Annotated in this window: 18 protein-coding genes; 12 read left to right on the top strand and 6 right to left on the bottom strand. The window is 53.2% G+C overall.

Features of this window, described 5'->3' with window-relative positions; all coding sequences use genetic code 11:
- Nucleotides 1-162 precede the first annotated feature (162 nt).
- The 3 genes from CSTAT_RS09430 (at nt 163) to CSTAT_RS09420 (ending at nt 3,106) form a co-directional block, all read left to right on the top strand.
- Entirely contained in the window at nt 163-546 is a 384-nt protein-coding gene (locus CSTAT_RS09430) for a cold-shock protein (protein WP_066839674.1), read from the top strand.
- A 182-nt stretch (nt 547-728) separates the two neighbouring features.
- Nucleotides 729-2,336, top strand: coding sequence for an IS21 family transposase (gene istA, locus CSTAT_RS09425; RefSeq protein ID WP_075722970.1), 1,608 nt, complete (start codon nt 729-731; stop codon nt 2,334-2,336).
- A 5-nt stretch (nt 2,337-2,341) separates the two neighbouring features.
- Nucleotides 2,342-3,106, top strand: coding sequence for an ATP-binding protein (locus tag CSTAT_RS09420; RefSeq protein WP_075722545.1), 765 nt, complete (start codon nt 2,342-2,344; stop codon nt 3,104-3,106).
- Between the two features lie 254 nt (nt 3,107-3,360).
- Here CSTAT_RS09420 and CSTAT_RS09415 read toward each other — a convergent pair whose 3' ends face one another.
- The gene (locus CSTAT_RS09415; protein ID WP_075723218.1) at nt 3,361-3,873 is read right to left on the bottom strand and encodes a short chain dehydrogenase; all 513 of its coding nucleotides are present in this window, start codon (nt 3,871-3,873) and stop codon (nt 3,361-3,363) included.
- Here CSTAT_RS09415 and CSTAT_RS09410 point away from each other — a divergent pair.
- Nucleotides 3,872-4,135, top strand: a complete 264-nt coding sequence (locus tag CSTAT_RS09410; RefSeq protein ID WP_075723217.1) for an FCD domain-containing protein — start codon at nt 3,872-3,874, stop codon at nt 4,133-4,135. The genes CSTAT_RS09415 and CSTAT_RS09410 overlap by 2 nt on opposite strands.
- A 15-nt stretch (nt 4,136-4,150) precedes the next feature.
- Here the strand turns inward: CSTAT_RS09410 and CSTAT_RS09405 are convergent, their stop codons facing one another.
- Both CSTAT_RS09405 and CSTAT_RS09400 read right to left on the bottom strand, forming a co-directional pair.
- Nucleotides 4,151-4,714 (bottom strand): DUF2771 domain-containing protein, encoded by a 564-nt coding sequence (locus CSTAT_RS09405; protein ID WP_066837583.1) that lies wholly within the window; start codon nt 4,712-4,714, stop codon nt 4,151-4,153.
- Between the two features lie 54 nt (nt 4,715-4,768).
- Nucleotides 4,769-5,626, bottom strand: coding sequence for a glutaminyl-peptide cyclotransferase (locus CSTAT_RS09400; protein ID WP_075723216.1), 858 nt, complete (start codon nt 5,624-5,626; stop codon nt 4,769-4,771).
- Between the two features lie 36 nt (nt 5,627-5,662).
- Here CSTAT_RS09400 and CSTAT_RS09395 point away from each other — a divergent pair, with 36 nt between their 5' ends.
- From CSTAT_RS09395 to CSTAT_RS09385, 3 genes are all read left to right on the top strand, one after another.
- Nucleotides 5,663-6,382, top strand: coding sequence for a DUF3027 domain-containing protein (locus CSTAT_RS09395; protein ID WP_244892828.1), 720 nt, complete (start codon nt 5,663-5,665; stop codon nt 6,380-6,382).
- Nucleotides 6,383-6,689: 307 nt separating this feature from the next.
- Complete coding sequence (locus CSTAT_RS09390) at nt 6,690-8,093, top strand: NCS2 family permease (RefSeq protein ID WP_075723214.1); 1,404 nt, start codon at nt 6,690-6,692, stop codon at nt 8,091-8,093.
- Nucleotides 8,094-8,117: 24 nt separating this feature from the next.
- Nucleotides 8,118-8,912, top strand: a complete 795-nt coding sequence (locus tag CSTAT_RS09385) for a TrmH family RNA methyltransferase (RefSeq protein WP_075723213.1) — start codon at nt 8,118-8,120, stop codon at nt 8,910-8,912.
- Here the strand turns inward: CSTAT_RS09385 and CSTAT_RS09380 are convergent.
- The 3 genes from CSTAT_RS09380 to serC all read right to left on the bottom strand — a co-directional run bounded on the left by CSTAT_RS09380 (nt 8,909) and on the right by serC (nt 12,455).
- Nucleotides 8,909-9,793, bottom strand: a complete 885-nt coding sequence (locus tag CSTAT_RS09380; RefSeq protein ID WP_075723212.1) for a DUF6928 family protein — start codon at nt 9,791-9,793, stop codon at nt 8,909-8,911. The two genes, CSTAT_RS09385 and CSTAT_RS09380, sit on opposite strands and share 4 nt — an antisense overlap.
- A 123-nt stretch (nt 9,794-9,916) precedes the next feature.
- Nucleotides 9,917-11,158, bottom strand: coding sequence for a septation protein SepH (gene sepH, locus CSTAT_RS09375; protein ID WP_075723211.1), 1,242 nt, complete (start codon nt 11,156-11,158; stop codon nt 9,917-9,919).
- Between the two features lie 154 nt (nt 11,159-11,312).
- Nucleotides 11,313-12,455 (bottom strand): phosphoserine transaminase, encoded by a 1,143-nt coding sequence (gene serC / locus CSTAT_RS09370; RefSeq protein ID WP_075723210.1) that lies wholly within the window; start codon nt 12,453-12,455, stop codon nt 11,313-11,315.
- Nucleotides 12,456-12,798: 343 nt separating this feature from the next.
- Between serC and CSTAT_RS09365 the strand changes: the two genes are divergently transcribed.
- From CSTAT_RS09365 to CSTAT_RS09345, 5 genes are all read left to right on the top strand, one after another.
- Nucleotides 12,799-14,091 (top strand): citrate synthase, encoded by a 1,293-nt coding sequence (locus CSTAT_RS09365; protein ID WP_075723209.1) that lies wholly within the window; start codon nt 12,799-12,801, stop codon nt 14,089-14,091.
- Between the two features lie 389 nt (nt 14,092-14,480).
- Nucleotides 14,481-14,840, top strand: a complete 360-nt coding sequence (locus CSTAT_RS09360) for an FKBP-type peptidyl-prolyl cis-trans isomerase (protein ID WP_066795435.1) — start codon at nt 14,481-14,483, stop codon at nt 14,838-14,840.
- A gap of 199 nt (nt 14,841-15,039) precedes the next feature.
- Complete coding sequence (locus CSTAT_RS09355; RefSeq protein ID WP_075723208.1) at nt 15,040-15,909, top strand: aldo/keto reductase; 870 nt, start codon at nt 15,040-15,042, stop codon at nt 15,907-15,909.
- A gap of 478 nt (nt 15,910-16,387) precedes the next feature.
- Nucleotides 16,388-16,732: a DUF485 domain-containing protein gene (locus CSTAT_RS09350; protein ID WP_075723207.1), complete on the top strand. Its 345-nt coding sequence runs from the start codon at nt 16,388-16,390 to the stop codon at nt 16,730-16,732.
- A gap of 5 nt (nt 16,733-16,737) precedes the next feature.
- A complete protein-coding gene (locus tag CSTAT_RS09345; protein ID WP_075723206.1) occupies nt 16,738-18,387 on the top strand; it encodes a solute symporter family protein in 1,650 nt (549 codons plus the stop codon).
- Nucleotides 18,388-18,413 lie beyond the last annotated feature (26 nt).

Raw genomic sequence — 18,413 nt, 5'->3', positions numbered from 1 at the left:
AAAGGTCGCAATTTTAAATAATTGAGCCGAAGGGCAGGCCGTGAAATCGCTCTTTCTCAACTGCTGTATTTGCATAACCACAAGAGGAGTTGCCGCTTGGGTAATTCTTCAAATTCGCGGTAAAATGTCTTTTTCCCTATTGAATCGAAAGTGGTGAGCCCAATGCCAATCGGCAAAGTTAAGTGGTTTGACGCTGAAAAGGGTTTTGGCTTTGTCTCTAATCCTGGAGATGAAGATGTCTATGTTGGCCGGAATGTCCTTCCTAAAGGCGTTGAGGAGCTGGTGCAAGGCCAGCGCATCGAATTCGACTTTGCCGCCGGACGTCGTGGCCCACAAGCCCTGCGCGTAAAAATACTTGATACGCCTCGACGTAACACAAAGCCTGCGCGTAAGCCTGATGAGCTTGCAAGCATGCTTTCCGATGTCATGACGCTGCTTGAAACCCAGGTCCAGCCAGTGCTTGCGCAAGGGCGTTACCCTGAGCGCAAGACAGGCCGCCAGGTCGCAGAGATTTTGCGCGCGGTTGCTAAAGACCTCGATAGCTAGGGGGATTCCTATCTAAAGAGGAATCCTGCCGTTTCGGGGTAGTTGGTACGGGTATTCCGCGTAGTTGGTACCCGTGTTCCGTATAAGTGGTACTGCTTGGGGGTTTGGGTCATTGTTTTAGGTGGCGGTGCCACGTCTTGTGTCATCGCGTCACCTTTCATGAGTCAAAAAAGGGGCCTGTAATGGCTAACTTCAAAGAAATCATGGCGATGTGTTTAGACGGGGTGAGCTATTCTGCAATAGCTTCTGCCCTGGGATGCTCACGTCGTGATATCGCAAAGACCAAGGCTGTGATTGCATCAGAGTCGGTCACCAAAGAATCGTTTCCCCAGCTTGCGCCCGAGTTTTTCGAGCATCACTTCGGCGATAACCGTACTGTGCGTAAGAAGCATTATCACCAGCCAGACTTCCAAGCCTTGGCGAAGCGTTTGGCAGCAAATAAGCATCTGACCCGGCATAAGCTATGGATGGATTATCTTGCCATTGATGCCGGTCCGGACGAAGCAAAGTATCAGTACTCGCAGTTCTGCGGGCATCTGCGCGACTATGTGCAAGCCTCGGGGCTTGACAGCGTGATTGAACATGAGCCGGGCCAGGAACTCTATGTTGATTGGGCCGGCGATAAGATCCCGGTCATCGACCAGGCCACCGGACTGGTTGGGATGAAGGCCTCGTTGTTTGTCGCAGTGTGTCCATATTCTGGGTTATTGTTTGCCCTGGCTGCCGCAAATGAGAAAATGCCAGCCTGGATTGACTGTCACGTCCAAGCGTTGAACTATCTCGGGAAAGTACCAGGGATCATCGTCCCTGATAATGCATCTACCGCAACGTATCGGCCGTTCAAAGCACAACCAGCTCGTCGTATCCATGACCGTTACGCTGATTTCGCTACGTTCTACGACCTGCTTATCGTGCCAGCACGACCAAGCAAACCGAAGGATAAAGCCGCAGTAGAACGCGCCGTGCAAACAGCCTATAGCCGTATCCTGGGCTATTTTGATGGTCAAATCTTCTACAGCCTGGATGAGCTCAACGAAGCCATCATCATCCGCGTTGACGATATCAACGACAACCTCGTACGCACTGATGGGATGAGCCGACGCGAGCTATTTGACGCGGATGAAGCACCCTTGATGCGGGATCTACCCGCGGTAGCTTTTACCGAAGTGTCCTGGCGTGATGTCAAAGTCGATCGCAACTGGCACATCACCTGCGACCACCAATACTATTCGGTACCGTTTCGTCTCATCGGGAAACGACTTCGAGCCCGTTTGACCAAAGACCTCGTCAGCATCTTCGACGGGGACACACTGGTAGCAGAACACAGCAGGCTACAGGGATTTCGCTACCGATACAGCACCGACCCGGCGCATAATCCTGATGGTGATACCCACGGAGTCGAAGTTCTCACCCGTGATGAACTGCTCAAACGCGCATCCTCGTTCGGGCCGGCAACTACCAAGGTCATCACACTAATCCTCAAGCGCAATGAAAAAGCCATTCCCCGCGGGCTACACACCGCACGCAACATACTGGTCAAACTTGGCAACAAGCACAACAAGACCAGCTTGGAGCCTGCCTGCCAGAAAATACTTGAGCATAATCTAGCACCGAATATGCAGGTCATTGCCCGTATCCAAACCGATATCGCACGCAATCATCAACAACAGTGCGCACCACCGACAGTCGTTTCAGGTGATAGGGCACGCAAACCTGTTGATATCGACAAAGTCGCAGGCGCTGTCTTCATTCGCCCGGCAAGTCACTATGACCAGGTCAAGGAGGTATAGCCATCATGTCATTGTTAAGTATTGATGAAACCACCCGGGCACAATTACGCCAGCTGCGGCTATCCACATTTGCTGATGTCTACTTTGAACTCGCAGCGGATGAAGAAATGACCAATGCGCTGCCGGAAGAGATCTTTCTCAAAGCAGTGGCCCAAGCCGCCGAACAACGCCGGCAACGCAATATCGCCAAAGCCATCACCCAAGCCAAATTCCGCTACCCCGATGCCACGTTGGCCGAGGTGATTAACCCACAAGATCGTGGTATCAACCTGCGCCAGCTCAAACGCTTGTCCGCGACAAACTGGCGTGAAAACCCCACCAACGTCCACGTGCTAGCACCGACCGGTACCGGTAAAACCTATATCGCCTGCGCTTTAGGCATTGCCGCCTGCCAAGCAGGCTACTCGGTAGCCTACTACCGACTTGATCAACTTGTGGATGCTTTAACGGTCTTCCTGCCAGCAGATAAGCGTTATGCAGACCTTATGCGACGGCTGCAAAACATAGACGTTCTCATCCTGGATGACTTCCTGACCATAGGAATCGACCAACGTGGACAAGAAGACCTCACCAAAATCATATTCGACCGCGACGGCAGACTACCAACCATTGTCGCCTCGCAAACCTCCGCCGCCTACTGGCTTGAAGCCCTCCCCGATAGAGTCGGCGCCGACTCCCTAGTCAGCCGACTTAACACCGGCCAACGCATCAACCTCGGCGACTACGACATGCGCCAACACCTGGCCTACACCCACCACACCACCGACTAACAACACTGACCCCTGGTAGCAGCCCACCGACCAAACAAGCTGCCACCAGGGGCCAACCCCAGTACCAACAACCCGGAAACTCTAAGTACCAGCTCCCCGGAACACCGGTACCAAAACATCGGAGTCAGCAATCCCCGTATGTAGAGGAATATCCTTTATATATAGGAAACGGGCGCTGGTCTACAGATAATCTTTCTGTAGGCCAGCGCCCGTTTTTAAGTTTGTTTACCAGACCTTGAAGATTTGGCCAGTTTCTACGCCATGGGCGGAGCGGACAAGGAATCGGCGACGCTTTGTGCGCGAACTGGTTCGAAGCCAGGGAAGAAGGCGCCATAGGTGTCGACCGATTCTTCAACGACGTTGGGGCTAACCGTCTTAATGCGGATACCGCGGGGGGGGATGTCGGTGCTTGCAGCGTAGGTAAATGCCTCAAGGCCGCCGTTAAAAGTCGATGCAACCACAGACTTTTCTACCGGATGTTGGGTCAAGATGCCGGTGATGAGCGTGAAAGAACCACCGTCAACAAGGTGGTCTAGCTCGTGCATCACAAGGTTGATCTGGCCCTGCAGCTTGTTATTGAACCCTGCCTGGAAGTCCTCGGTGTCTGCGTATTCAAGGTGCACAAACGGTGCGGAACCTAAGGCAGCGACAATTGTATCGAATGAACCAGCCTGGTTGAAGAATTCTTTCACGGAAGCTACATCGGTGATGTCGATGCCTGGTGAAGAATTGCGTGAGCTAGCTAAAGCCCGCGTTGCCAATGACATGGCTTTCCACCGCGGTGTCGGGGAAGCTTCCGGAAATACCTTCATGATGAGGCCGTGGCCAGTTCTGGAAGCGGAGATGACACCCGTGCTCGCCGTTGAGCAGGAGCAGCGCCATGACGACTCGCGTGCCTGCGCCCTGCACGAATCGCTGGGGGAGTGTATTCGCCGCGGTGATCGCGACGAAATTTATGAGAACCTACGCATGGACGTGGTGGGTAGTGCGGAAGAATCCCTGGAAACTTCGACGCCGAACCTACGGTAGAAAAGTAACCAAAGGCTACATATTTTCCTGCTCAGCAAGTTCCTCATCGCTCATAGTCGACAGGGACCAGACGGAGGAATATGGTGCTTCGTCGCCGTTGTCATCAGCGCCGATAAGTACAGCGGAAACCTCAACGACAATGAGCTTGGGGCGGTCTTGGCTATCAGATGCTTCGATAGGATCGACGGAGCCGGGAATTTCAACGGCTTCGGTTTCACCAGCGCCATGGCGGGTTTCATCATTTGCAGCAGGGTCGTCGTAGATGCTGAGCACTTGCCACTGATACCGGCTGATGTCATCGGGGATATCAAGCTTCAAGGTGTCATTTTCGCCCACATATAAATTAGGTACTTCACCTTCTGGGCATTCGGTGCCAGGCTCGCACACTAAATAGGGTGCGACTTCAATGGACTCATCGCCCACGGTGGCGGTGACGCGAATGTCTTTCGGGTGCGCGCCGGGGCGGTTATTCGACCAGGACTGAAAGAGCACTACCGCAACCACGATGACGACAACAGCGATTAAAAGCGCGAGTACTTGGACGAGCGTTTGTTTTCTTGCCTGCTTGCGAGTAGCCATGGCTTGTGATTCTACAGCAGGAACATCCAGGCCCGAAGCCGGCCACTAGCCGGGTTAAGAAATAGGGTCGAAGCTCACTCGGTACATATCCGGCCAGCGTTTGCCGGTTAAGTAATATTCTTCAGTTCCCGGGATGTGCGCGATACCATTGAGCACATTATCCGGGTCGTTGGCGGCGTTATTTTCTAGCCCAGAGGCATCGATGGTGCCGGTGACCTCACCAGTTGCAGGATCGATACGCAAGACGGTGGTGCTAAACCACACATTGGCAAAGACTTCGCCGTCAACGCATTCGAGTTCGTTAATATTGTCGATGGCTTGGCCATTCATCGTCACGCGCACACGCTCTTGCTCAGCAAAAGTTTCACCATCGATATGCCGTAGCTCATCCGTGCCATCAGACATCACCAACGTGGTGTTACCTAAGCTGCATAAACCCCAGCCTTCGCCGGGATAAGAAGCGGTGTCTAAAAGTTCATAGCTCTCGGCATCATATTTATAGGCCTCGCCCGAATCCCACGAAAGCTGCCAGATCACAGGTCCTTCGGCGCTGTTATATTGCGTAATTCCCTCACCAAAGACAGCGTTGTCATTGCGCACGTGCTGCCTGGCTGAATCACTTCCTGCCGGCAGGGTGAAAATCCCCGATTCGCCGTATTGCCCGGTGCCAACGAGGACGTCTCCTGAGTCGGTGACCTCGAGACCCTGGGTGAACAGGGAAGCATCGAAAGGCAAGCGCTCCAAGACCTTTGCCTCAAAGCGCGCAATATTGCTTGTCGATGCATCTTCTGACCCTTCTTCAGCTGCCACCGAATCGAGCGTATCCGTCTGCGAAGCTGTGCTGGAACAACCAACAAGGGCTAGTGAAAGCGTCAATAATGCAGCCAAAGCCGGCTTAGCGAGAGAGGGCATGTGTCTATTGTGCAGTAAATGATCCATAATGTGAACGTGTCTTCTTATAGTGAAAGCTCGAAGTCGCGTCCACGTCGCAGACGAGCAACGCGTAACGCAGGACGTTTACGAGGTGAACAACATAAATCCCCACTCATGTCGCACGAGGCAGTAGAAACTGCACGCTGGGCACTCGAAGAATTCGGGGAAGGAGATGTCGGGCAACACCTGGGCATCGTCATGACGGGCGCGGATTCAGCAACCCACCGCTTCGCAGCGGATGTACCTGGCTATTCCGGCTGGGAATGGCACGCGGTTGTGGCCTGCCCACCAGGTGAGAGCACGGTTACCATCAGCGAACTAGCGCTAGTGCCCGCAGCGCAAGCCCTGCAAGCACCCCAGTGGGTACCGTGGTCAGATCGCATCCAGCCGGGCGATTTAGGCCCAGGTGACTTGATGCCACCGGAGCCCAATGACCCGCGCATCGACGGCGAGGAGCTGTCGAAACAAGGACTCGATGACGCGCTGAGCCGGTGGCGGCAAGGTGATTACGGTCCGAATTCGGAGATGGCAAAGCAAGCACCGCTGCAGTGTCATACCTGTGCTTTCTTCTTAGCGTGGGATAGAAGCTTTGGACTGTGCTCCAACGAATTCTCTGCCGACGGACATGTGGTGCACTCGCGCTACGGCTGTGGTGCACATTCGCGTACCCGGGTGGTTGATCCTGAAGCCCGCAAGGTACAAGAGCCTTTCGACGATGAGGGGCCCTTCTTCTAAGTTCTCGGTTCTATGACAATGGGGTTCTGAGGAACCCCGTTGTGGTGCGTATTACCGATTTTTGTGAAAGTTCCTTCGGGCATAGTTGATGTAAAAAATTGCTGGGGAATTGCAAAAACTGCGCTGGGAGGGACAAAATAACTAGTGTCCATCCAGCATTACTGTTTCTCATTGCTTTTGCCAAACAATTGAGTATGCAAGCCGGGCCAACCTCGCAGTCGCACACACCGTATAATGACGAGCCTTTACCCTCATTCCATCGGCATTTGGTGCGCGGGCTGTTTGTAAAATGAATAAGGGGCCATACGTGAACGACGTACTTGACCGATATTTTAAGATTTCAGAACGTGGTTCCAGCATTGGAACTGAAGTCCGCGCGGGAACGGTGTCGTTCTTCGCCATGGCGTATATTATCCTGCTGAACCCGCTGATCATCGGCACAGTAGAAGACGTCAACGGAACTACTTTGGGCATCCCGCAGGTTGCAGCAGCAACCGCGTTGATTGCCGGTGTAGTTACCATTTTCTTCGGCGCACTGTCGAACTATCCTTTTGCCTTTGCAACCGGGCTGGGTATCAACTCGCTTGTCGCGGTCACGCTTGTTGCGGGCGAAGGTCTAACCTGGCCACAAGCAATGGGCTTGGTGGTCATCGAAGGTATCATCATCGTCCTGCTGGCGGTATCTGGCTTCCGTAGCGCGGTCTTCAACGCGATTCCGATGTCCATGAAAGCCGCCATCGGCGTCGGCATCGGCCTGTTTATCGCCATGATTGGCTTTGTGGACGGTGGCTTTGTCACCCGTGTTCCAGATGCTGCTATGACTACTGTCCCGGTTGGTTTGGGACAAGGCGGCTCTATTGCATCCTGGCCAGTCTTTATCTTTGTTATCGGCCTGATTATCTGTGGTGGTCTGGTGGTTCGCAACGTCCGCGGTGGCCTGTTCATCGGTATCATCGCAACGACTGCGATCGCTTTGGTTGTCCAGGCTCTCGCGCCATCTGAAGATTGGGGCATGGCAACACCAGCTATCCCAGATTCCCTGGGCGGTATGCCTGATTTGTCGATCGTCGGCCAGGTTGACCTGTTCGGTGCCTTTGCCAACATCGGCATCATCGCTACCACGCTGCTGGTCTTTGCTCTGCTTTTGGCAAACTTCTTTGATGCGATGGGTACTTTCACTGCGTTGGGTAAGGCCAGTGGCCTAGCTGATGAAAACGGCGTGCTGCCGGATATGAAAAAGGCATTGGTCCTCGAAGGCTTCGGCGCTGTTGCAGGTGGCCTAGGCTCTGTTTCCTCCAACACCGTTTTCGCAGACTCGTCCGCAGGTGTGGGCGATGGTGCAAAGACCGGCCTGGCAAATATCACCACTGGCGTGCTGTTCTTGGCTGCAATGTTTTTGACTCCTTTGTATGAGGTCGTGCCAATTGAGGCAGCTTCTCCAGTGCTCGTCATCGTCGGTGTGATGATGGCTGGCCAGCTCACCACCATTGAGTGGCGCAAGATGGAAGTTGCTATTCCATCCTTCCTCACCATCGTCATCATGCCTTTTACCTACTCGATTGCCAACGGTATCGGTGTTGGTTTCATCGCTTATGCATTGATGATGGCCTTTGCGGGAAAGGCCAAGCAGGTCCACTGGATCATCTGGCTGGTCGCAGCCTTGTTCCTAGTGTTCTTCTCCATGGAACCACTGCTTAGTCTCGTAGGTTAGTGCTCGTGCCATAAAATGGTCTGCATGTTGATTGCAGACCCACAAGACCCTCGCTTAGATGATGTCCGCGACTTGAATAAGTCGGATAAATCAGGCGAGGGTTTAGTCATTGCTGAAGGCCACCTCGTTGTCTCTCGTCTGGTGGCATCGCGCTTTCCCGTGCGCTGCATCGTCGGCTTTGCTTCTGCCTTAGAGCACTATGTCGACACCTATGGCCAGCCCGGTTGCCCAATGTATGAGGTAGACCGTGAGACCCTAGCTCAGGTCGTTGGCTTTGATATGCACCGCGGGCTCGTTGCGGCTGCAGACCGCGTAGCCCCGCTCAGTGTTGCTGAGGCAATCCAAGGCGCGAAGACTATCGTGATTCTGGAAGGGGTAGGAGACCACGAGAATATTGGCTCGCTCTTTCGCAATGCCGCAGGCATGGATGTTGATGCGGTGTTGCTGGGGGCAGGGGCGGCAGACCCGCTCTACCGCCGCAGCGTGCGCGTATCGATGGGTCATGTCCTTCGCCTGCCTTGTGCGCGTTTCGATGGCGGGTTTACCACCTGGCAGCGCAACCTAGAGCTGCTTGCCAGCGAGGGCTTTCACCTTGTCTCACTAACCCCTGATGAAAACGCTGTGCACTTGGCTGAAGCCATGGCAGGGCATAGCAAAGTAGCGCTCATGGTGGGCGCTGAAGGCCCAGGGCTGACAGAGCATGCTATGCGCGCAACGCACGTGCGAGCACGCATCCCGATGGCTCCGGGGACGGATTCTTTAAATGTCGCTACCGCGGCTGCTATTGCCTTTTATGAGCGGCAAAGGTCCCTGCTCTAATCTCGGCGCTTTTTAGAGATAAAGTCGCGCGCTTTATCTGTGGCGCTGCGCAGGAAAGACCCCGCTTGGCTGGTGGCTTTACGCGCAAAAGAAGTAGTGGTTTCTAAAGCATGCTGAAGGGCCTCACTGGTTGCCGTGGTGGGTTCATCTTCCGGCGATTCATAATCGTCATAGTCAGCATTGGAAGGACCGAGGCCAAGCTTAAAGGCGGCGTCAGAGGTCAATTGTTTCACCGACTTGAGCGGCGGGGCCGTATCTACCTTCGGCTCTGGGCGGCCATCGACGGCATAGCCCACGACTTGTAGGTCAGGTCCTTCGCTGTCGATGCGCACACCCATCCAATTCCTTTGGGCTTCTTCCATTAAATCCCGCGGTGTAAAGGGCAGCGCAATGCCGCCCAATTGCTCAGCTTTTTCGCCTGCCCAGTAGGGATTTTCAAAAGCTAGCGGTAACCCGGTGTCTTCCATAAGCTCAAAGCGGGTGCCGCTAAAGACTCTTTTCAGCTCCCCGCGATGCCAATGCGCAAACCCCGCCCAGCCCTCTTTTTCGTCGAAAGCGCAGGCATAAACATCCACAGCAGGTACTGCTTGACGAAGACGCGGGTTTAATTCCTCTAACAGTAAAGGCTTGTCGTCTTCAGAGTGAATGACTGTCTGGACCACGGTAATCCCGGGGTAGCCGCCGATATAAAACTCGTGATCATCTGCTTGCGCAGAGCGATTGAGCGGAAATTGCCCGATAGGGGTGACAGGAAAGAGGGGATTGAGCTGCGCTAGAAACTTGCGGCCATAACCGCGGTCAGCTTTGGGCTCGGTCTCAAGGATTGCGGCTGGGTTTTCGATATTGACGTACCAGATGTTCAACACTGCGCGGTCTACCATTACCGTTGTCTCCTTCAACTTCAAGTCACTTGCAACAGCTATCGTCCGATTGCCTTGGTGGAGCTAACCACCTTTGCCTTCCGAGCTAACCACTTTTATCTTGCGGAGCTAACCGTCGTGTGGTTAGCTCCGTGGACGCTTGGTATTAGCACGAACGCCCAGCAGAACATCTTCCCAGTGCGGGGTCACGGCCTTGCGGCGGCGCTTCGTGGGCTGCTTTTTCGGATCCGAATGCTCTAACAACTCGTTAGTTTCAGCATCTGCATTATCCGCAATGTCTTGTGGCGCTGGTTGCGTGGTGGATGCAGTGACATCGGTAGGCACCAGCTCTTCGGCACCGATGCCATCAGCTTCCTGGTCGTATACGCCTTGGTCTGCATCCTCGAAGTCCTCTTCGACAGGAGCAAGACGCGGACGATCATCTTGGCCGGCTGGCCCATCGATAGCTTCGTCATAGCGCGAACCGCGACCAATCGAGGTCAAAGTGCGCACTGGCTGCACGAAATCTGGATCGGTGAGATCCGCTGCCACTGAGTTGCGTGCTTCGACCGTCGACGGAGAAGACATCGACTGCTTAAAAGCCCACAGCGCTTCATTTTCAGACAAGCCGGCCTTCCAGCTGACCTTGATGACCCAAGGCTGGGATTGCTCCCGATAAGCGGTCCAATCGGCATCGGAAAGCGAATGGCCCCGAGCAGCAAACGAGGTTGCCAGAATCTCCCACAGGGTCAACTTTGCCGGTCCGTCTTCCCGAACAGGATGAGCTTGCTTAGCTAGTTCGGCAATATTATTGCGCTCTAACATCACTGGGTAGGCAAAAGGCTCGACGCGTGATTCGGCAATACCCATTTCCTCTGCGAGCTCCGCAGCTGATGCGCCAGCGCGAACACGTGCCTGTATTTCAGCTGGGCGCATGGTCATCGCGTCCGAGTATGGGCGAGAACCGTTGCCATTGGCAGCCGAGCTGACCGCACGAGGAGCCTGATGAAGCTTCCCGTGCGAAGGAGTGCGCTGCGAGACGGCTTCATTGGCTTCGTCGGAGCTTTCTTCCGCGTCAACAGCTTCTTCGGTAGCTGCTGGCTGTGCTTCGTGCTCGCTGTTATCAGCACTATTCGTGGCATCCTTGGAAGCGACAGAAATAGGAGCATCGAAGTCCTGGTCCTGGCCGTCGGGGTCATCGCTGATAGCAGCAGGGGTCAGGTGAGAAACTGAGGACAATCCATTGTGCGATCCAGAATCCGAGGAGCCATCCACGATGGATCGTATTTCCTCAGTGACAGCGACGAAGAACTCGTCGCCTTCCTCAGTTGTAAAAACCAAGGAGGTCTTCGTGGAGTCGCTGTAGTTGATAAACAACTCACGCATGGTCTTCGCGCTCCTTCAAGCTTGCGGGGACATCAAAACACATCCACTGTGAAGCAGATAACCACCACCTTAACGCAGGAATGCGCCGAAGCTTGGCAGCAACGGCGCATTTTGGCGTTTGGATCTATTTAGATCCACCTGGTTGTGAGCAAAACTACTTGTTTGCGACTCCTGCATCCAAGATGGCATCAATAGCGCGAGTCAGGATTTCGATATCGGCTGGATCGATGGCTGGGAACATACCGATGCGCAACTGGTTGCGGCCGAGCTTGCGGTATGGCTCAACATCGAGGATGCCATTTTGGCGCAAGACCTTCGCGATAACTGCTGCGTCGATGGAGTCGTCGAAGTCGATGGTGCCAACAACGAGTGAGCGAGAAGCTGCATCTGCAACATAAGGGCTAGTTTCCTCACGCGCTTCTGCCCAGTTGTACAGGGTGGAAGAAGACTTGGTGGTGCGATCGACCATGCCGTCGAGGCCACCGTTGCTGTTCATCCACTTGACCTGGTCCGCCAACATCAACAAGGTAGCTACCGCTGGAGTGTTGTAAGTCTGATTCTTGCGGGAGTTATCTACGGCAGTTTGCAGGTCCAGGAATGCTGGAATGAAACGGCCAGATTCCTTAACTGCAGCAATACGCTCAATAGCTGCAGGCGACATTGCTGCCAACCACAGGCCGCCATCGGAAGCGAAAGACTTCTGTGGGGAGAAGTAGTATGCGTCGACCTGGGAGATATCTACTGGCAAGCCGCCAGCGCCCGAGGTTGCGTCAACAACGACCAGCTGGTCTGCGTTCAGACCTTCAGGACGAGTGACGGGAACCATTGCACCGGTGGAGGTTTCATTGTGTGCCCATGCAACGACATCAGCGTCGGTGCCAGCCAGTTCAGAAGGTGATGGGGAAGTGCCTGCAGGGCCTTCGACGATCTGTGGTTCTTCCAACCAAGGAGCCTGCTTGGAGGCCTTGGCGAACTTCGAAGAAAACTCACCGAAGCTCAAGTGCGCGGACTTGTTGTTGATTAGACCGAATGTCGCTGCATCCCAGAAAGCAGTTGCGCCGCCCAAGGACAAAACAATTTCATACCCGTCAGGAAGGGAGAAAAGCTCAGATAGTCCGTCCCGAACTTCACCAACCACGTTCTTGACGGCCTGCTGGCGGTGGGAGGTGCCGATAACGTCGTGTGCGCCGTTAACTACTGCATCGATTTGCGCCTGGCGGACCTTGGAAGGGCCACAGCCGAAGCGTCCGTCGGAAGGAATGAGATCTGGGGAAAGCTTAAAATCCGGGTTAGTCATGCCCGGAGTATACGGGGGAATGAATAATATGTGACCCCCAAAGTGGCGTAAATCATGTGAAGTATGCGGCATGAGGCATCTCGCAGGATTGGTGAAATGTATCAAAAATTGCGAAAACTGTGAGGAATGGGTGACGTATCCTCTACCACAAATGGGGCTAGACGTAACGTAAACGCCGCAGGCTAACAGGACAATCGTTCTGCTAGCGCAGGAAAAATCGCAAATCTTGCTAGAGTGGGTAGAGAAATACTACTGAAACCCAACTGCAGTGTTAAAGCGATTACGGGGTTTCTAGTGTTAGAAAAAGTTGAAACACTTAACAATAAAGTGAAAGGACACCTACGTGGCTTCCGAAGATAACAAGGTAAAGCTGCTCTACCCAGGCGGCGAGTACGAAATGAATCTCGTTGAATCGACCGAAGGTGACAACGGTTTCGATATCTCCAAGCTTCGCAATGAGACTGGCTTGGTAACCTTCGACCCTGGTTACACCGCTACCGGCTCCACCGAGTCCAAGATTACTTTCATTAACGGTGAAGAAGGCATTCTGCGCCACCGCGGCTACGACATTGCGGACTTGGCGCAAAACGCTACCTTCAACGAGGTCTCGTACCTGCTGATCAAGGGCGAGCTACCTACCGAAGAGCAGCTGAGCAAGTTCAGCAACGATATCCGTCGCCACACCTTGTTGGATGAGGATTTCAAGGCTCAGTTCAACATCTTCCCACGCGACGCGCACCCAATGGCAGTGCTAGCGTCCTCGGTGAACATCTTGTCCACCTACTACCAGGATCAGCTAGACCCACTAGATGAGGAACAGCTAGACAAGGCAACCGTACGTCTTTTGGCGAAGGTTCCGATGCTGGCTGCTTACGCATTCCGCGCAGCTCAGGGCAAGCCATATATGTATCCAGATAACTCTCTGAATACACGCGAGAACTTCCTGCGCATGATGTTCGGTTACCCAACCGAGCCATACGAGGTTGATCCAATTGTCTCCAAGGCTTTAGATAAGCTGTTGATCCTGCACGCTGACCACGAGCAGAACTGTTCTGCATCTACCGTTCGTATGATCGGTTCCGCACAGGCCAACATGTTTGTTTCTATCGCTGGTGGCATCAATGCATTGTCTGGCCCACTGCACGGTGGTGCTAACTCTGCAGTTCTGGAGATGCTGGAAGACATTAAGAACAACCACAATGGCGACGCAACCGAGTTCATGAACCGCGTGAAGAACAAGGAAAAGGGCGTTCGCCTGATGGGCTTCGGCCACCGCGTGTACAAGAACTACGACCCACGCGCGGCAATCGTCAAGGAAACCGCTCACGAGGTTCTTGCTCACCTCGGCGGCGACGAGCTTCTGGACCTTGCTATGAAGCTTGAAGAGATCGCTTTGGCTGATGATTACTTCGTATCCCGCAAGCTCTACCCGAACGTAGACTTCTACACTGGCTTGATCTACCGTGCGATGGGCTTCCCAACCGAGTTCTTCACCGTACTGTTTGCTATCGGTCGTCTTCCAGGCTGGATTGCACAGTTCCGTGAGCAGCTGGCTCTGAACACCAAGATCAACCGTCCTCGCCAGATCTACACCGGTGAGGCTCCTCGCTCCTTCGTTCCACGCTCTGAGCGCTAAAGCGAAAAGACGCGAATCTGAGAGGGATAAATTGCCGATTGCGCAGTGCAATGTTTCATAACATTTGCATTACTAATCCGGTATTTATCCTTCACAATTAAGTCGAATCAGCATCCTCGTTTATAATCAGAGGAGCTTGATTCGACTTTTTCAATTTCGAGGCGAGTGTTATGCCAACAATCTAATCCTTTGAAGCCTTCAGTAATGAGCACTTGAATTCTCGCCTTCAAGCAAGAAAGCGTGCTGGAGATTGGACAACCTAAGTTGTTCAATGCGCCCAAAAATAGGCAAACTTTTAATGGATGAGGTTGTTGACTGTCTAAGTTCGGAAAGCCCGAATACGTCATAGCAGACGCATTTAGACACAACGTCAAGGAGATGTTTACTTTATGGATAAGCCAATTATTGAAGCTTCAACTGAGCCAGCCCCCACCGAATTGGTGATCGAAGACATCGTCGTTGGTGACGGTGTTGAGGCACAAGCTGGTGCAGTCGTTGAAGTTCACTACGTTGGCGTCGAGTACGAATCCAACCAGGAGTTTGACTCATCGTGGGATCGTGGACAGTCTATTGAGTTCCCACTCACCGGCCTGATCTCAGGCTGGCAGGAAGGCATCCCAGGAATGCGCGTTGGCGGTCGTCGTCAGCTGACCATTCCACCAGAGATGGCATACGGCCCAGCCGGTGGTGGACACCCATTGTCCGGACGCACTCTGGTCTTCGTTATTGACCTGATTAACGCAAATTAATCTGTCGAGTCCTCAGGATTCGTTTTAGCTCGCATTATTTAGTGGGCAACTCCCCGCGCGGTCGGCATTGTGAAAGTACGTGCCAGACACCGGGGATTTTTCATTGCCGCCGCTTAGAATCCAGGCTTTGAAAGCTTAACCTTGTGCAATTGTTGGCAAGTGCCACACAGGCACGCTGTTTCAAGGCACAATGAGAAGTATGACTTCTGAAAACAATAAGGCTCCAGTACCGACGCTGACGCTTAATGATGAGCGTGAAATCCCGCAGATTGGCCTTGGCACGTACAAGCTTCGTGACGACGAGTGCATCAAGGTTGTCCGTGAGGCTATTGAAGTAGGCTACCGCCATTTTGATACGGCAACGCTTTACAAGAATGAAGAAGTATTGGGCAAAGCCCTCAATGACGCAATTGCTGCTGGCGATGTCACCCGTGATGAACTCTTCGTTACCAGTAAAGTCTGGCACGACCACCACGGTGCAGACAAAGTGCGCGAGGCCTTCCAGACTTCATTGGATAAGCTTGGCTTCGACTACCTAGACCTTTACATGGTGCACTGGCCTTGGCCACAGGGTGGGCTGTATGTCGAAACCTTTGCAGAGATTGCACGCCTGCAGGGGATGGGGCAGATTGCCAGCGTTGGTGTGGCTAATTTCTATGAGGAAGTCCTAGAAACCCTCATCTCCGAAACTGGAATCGTGCCAGTCGTTAACCAGATTGAGCTCAACCCGACCTTCCGTCAGCCTGAGCTTCTGGAATTCCATAAAAAGCACGGCATCGTCACCCAGGCGTGGTCGCCGTTGGCTCGTGGCAAGGTGCTTAACAACCCAGACATTAAGGCCATTGCAGCGCAATTAGAGCGTTCTGAGGGGCAGGTGGCATTGCGTTACCTGCTGCAGAAGGGCATTGTTGTTATCCCTAAGTCCGCACGTCGTGAACGTCTTGTCGAAAACCTCGGCGCAAAAGACTTTGAACTTTCTCGCGCGCAGATGGAAGTAATTGATTCCTTGAACAATCCCGAAGGCCGCACTGGAAATGATCCACGCGTCTGGCCAGGCGATGATGCATAGCGCTTCGAGCTAAGAACAACGCCACAATCAATCCTCGGAAACTCTTGCTGGGTTCCGAGGATTGTGACGTTTTATAACAGTCAAAATGCTAACGGGGGAGGGCCTAGCAAATCCTTAGGAGAAATATGTCAAATTCATGGCTGAACTCCTAGGGATCTATTGGAAATGCTTTAATTTGTGCTCAATTTCACTGCAAAACGTCTATTTGCAAACTTAGCAAAGTGGCGAATCGTCAATTTCGGGGGTGATTTGCTAGCCGTAACAAGAGCAGGTCACGATGATTTTCGGGGGTGTAATTTTTTGTTAAGGGCTATTCACTTCAACAAACCTTTAACATAACAAGGCTTGTTCGGTACCTTACTTAATAGGTCGGAATGTGATCCCTGGCACTGGGGTATGGCATTAGTCCGTCTATTAAAGAAAGCCTATCGGGTTTAAGAACCTGGATAAGACTATTGAAATTTTCAAGGAGAAACCAATGTCTGGTGCTACAGCCTCTCCGAGCAAGCGCCGTGAGCCATCGGCAGATGAGTTCATTGCTATGCAAAAGAGTCCGCAGTTTGAAAAGCTGCGGAGTACATACCGAAAGTTTGCATTTCCTATGACCGTGGCGTTCATGGTCTGGTATTTGCTTTATGTTGTTGTTGCAGTTTTTGCGCACGATTTTATGGCGATTGAAATCGGTGGTGGTTTCAATATCGGCCTAATCTTTGGCCTCCTGCAGTTTGTAACCACGTTCCTTATTACTTGGCTCTACGTTCAGTACGCCAATAAGCAAATTGAGCCTCAAGCGGCTGCTATCCGTGAAGAAATGGAGGGTTAAGCACAATGAACCCTAATATTCTTGCCCAAGAGGCTGAGTATTCGACCGGTAACCCGGTTCTAAATATTTCGGTGTTCCTGGTCTTCCTCGTCGTGACTATGTGGTTGGTGCTTCGTGCTGGTAAGTCCACCTCTGAAGCATCTGACTTCTACACTGGTGGCGGTACATTCTCTGGCCGTCAAAACGGTCTAGCAATTTCTGGCGACTACCTTTCTGCAGCATCCTTCCTGGGCATTGTCGGTGCGGTTGCTCTTAACGGCTACGACGGCTTCCTGTACTCGGTCGGTTTCTTCGTCGCCTGGTTGGTTGCGTTGATGCTCGTTGCTGAGCCTCTGCGTAACGTTGGACGCTTCACCATGGCGGACGTTTTGTCCTTCCGTCTGCGTCAGAAGCCTGTTCGCGTAGCTGCCGCACTGGCAACCATGTTCGTGTCCTTGTTCTACTTGATTGCGCAGATGGCCGGTGCAGGTTCCCTGGTTTCCGTTCTTCTGGATATCCACGAGTTCCACTGGCAGGCAGTTGTTGTCGGCGTTGTTGGCGTCGTCATGATTGTTTACGTTCTTATCGGTGGCATGAAGGGTACGACCTACGTGCAGATGATTAAGGCTGTCCTGCTGGTTGCAGGTGTCTTCGTCATGGCTATTTTGGTCTTCGTTGCTATCAAGGGTGGCTTTGTCACCCTGTTCGATCAGGCAATCGCAACGCACGCAGATTCTCAAGCAATCGTTGAGCGTGGCTACGAGGCTTCGCAGATTATGGAGCCAGGCCTGCAGTACGGTAGCTCCACTACGACCAAGATTGACTTCATTTCCCTGGGTCTGTCCCTGGTTCTTGGTACCGCTGGTCTGCCACACGTTCTGATGCGTTTCTACACCGTTCCTACTGCTACTGAAGCACGTCGCTCCGTTACCTGGGCGATTTGCATCATCGGTGCCTTCTACCTGATCACCCTGGTTCTGGGCTACGGCGCAGCGGCACTGGTTGGTCCAGACCGCATCCTCGATGCTCCTGGTGGAGCGAACGCAGCGGCACCGCTCTTGGCTCTCGAAGTTGGCGGCACCGTCTTCATGGCGATTATTTCCGCAGTCGCATTCGCAACCGTTCTGGCTGTTGTTTCCGGTCTTGCAATTACCGCATCTGCTTCGATTGCTCACGACATCTACGACGCTGTCTTGCGTGATGGTCAGTCTTCCGAGGAAGAGCAGGTTCGCGTCTCCCACATCACCGTGGTCATCCTCGGTATCGCATCCATCATCCTTGGCATCCTCGCGATGACCCAGAACGTTGCGTTCCTGGTTTCCCTGGCATTCGCAATTGCAGCGTCCGCAAACCTGCCAACCATCCTGTACTCCCTGTACTGGCGTCGATTCAACACCACTGGTGCAGTCGCCTCCATCTACGGTGGTCTGATTTCCTGTCTGCTGCTCATCTTCTTGTCCCCAGCAGTCTCCGGCACGCCAACGGCAATGTTCCCGAACGCTGACTGGTCTATCTTCCCACTGACCTCCCCAGGTCTGATTTCCATCCCAATCGGCTTCCTGTGTGGTTACATCGGCACCCTGATTGGTAAGCCTGACAACCTCGAAGCACTTGCTGCTGAGATGGAAGTTCGCTCCCTGACCGGTGTTGGTGTTGAGGCTGCAGTCGATCACTAAATGCCACGAGCCAATGCGCAGAATTC

This window comes from Corynebacterium stationis, from assembly GCF_001941345.1.
GTDB lineage: Bacteria > Actinomycetota > Actinomycetes > Mycobacteriales > Mycobacteriaceae > Corynebacterium > Corynebacterium stationis.
Note: the sequence above shows the minus strand (reverse complement) of the source record. Positions and strands in the feature narration are given on the sequence as shown.

Excerpts from the sequence above, each read along its gene's own strand:
- serC (WP_075723210.1), bottom strand. The coding sequence starts at position 12,455 with ATGACTAACCCGGATTTTAAGCTTTCCCCAGATCTCATTCCTTCCGAC.
- CSTAT_RS09380 (WP_075723212.1), bottom strand. The coding sequence starts at position 9,793 with ATGGTAGACCGCGCAGTGTTGAACATCTGGTACGTCAATATCGAAAAC.
- CSTAT_RS09400 (WP_075723216.1), bottom strand. The coding sequence starts at position 5,626 with ATGCCCTCTCTCGCTAAGCCGGCTTTGGCTGCATTATTGACGCTTTCA.
- CSTAT_RS09415 (WP_075723218.1), bottom strand. The coding sequence starts at position 3,873 with ATGTCATTGGCAACGCGGGCTTTAGCTAGCTCACGCAATTCTTCACCA.
- CSTAT_RS09430 (WP_066839674.1), top strand. The coding sequence starts at position 163 with ATGCCAATCGGCAAAGTTAAGTGGTTTGACGCTGAAAAGGGTTTTGGC.
- istA (WP_075722970.1), top strand. The coding sequence starts at position 729 with ATGGCTAACTTCAAAGAAATCATGGCGATGTGTTTAGACGGGGTGAGC.
- CSTAT_RS09385 (WP_075723213.1), top strand. The coding sequence starts at position 8,118 with ATGTTGATTGCAGACCCACAAGACCCTCGCTTAGATGATGTCCGCGAC.
- sepH (WP_075723211.1), bottom strand. The coding sequence starts at position 11,158 with ATGCGTGAGTTGTTTATCAACTACAGCGACTCCACGAAGACCTCCTTG.
- CSTAT_RS09420 (WP_075722545.1), top strand. The coding sequence starts at position 2,342 with ATGTCATTGTTAAGTATTGATGAAACCACCCGGGCACAATTACGCCAG.
- CSTAT_RS09360 (WP_066795435.1), top strand. The coding sequence starts at position 14,481 with ATGGATAAGCCAATTATTGAAGCTTCAACTGAGCCAGCCCCCACCGAA.
- CSTAT_RS09345 (WP_075723206.1), top strand. The coding sequence starts at position 16,738 with ATGAACCCTAATATTCTTGCCCAAGAGGCTGAGTATTCGACCGGTAAC.
- CSTAT_RS09410 (WP_075723217.1), top strand. The coding sequence starts at position 3,872 with ATGGCTTTCCACCGCGGTGTCGGGGAAGCTTCCGGAAATACCTTCATG.
- CSTAT_RS09405 (WP_066837583.1), bottom strand. The coding sequence starts at position 4,714 with ATGGCTACTCGCAAGCAGGCAAGAAAACAAACGCTCGTCCAAGTACTC.
- CSTAT_RS09355 (WP_075723208.1), top strand. The coding sequence starts at position 15,040 with ATGACTTCTGAAAACAATAAGGCTCCAGTACCGACGCTGACGCTTAAT.
- CSTAT_RS09350 (WP_075723207.1), top strand. The coding sequence starts at position 16,388 with ATGTCTGGTGCTACAGCCTCTCCGAGCAAGCGCCGTGAGCCATCGGCA.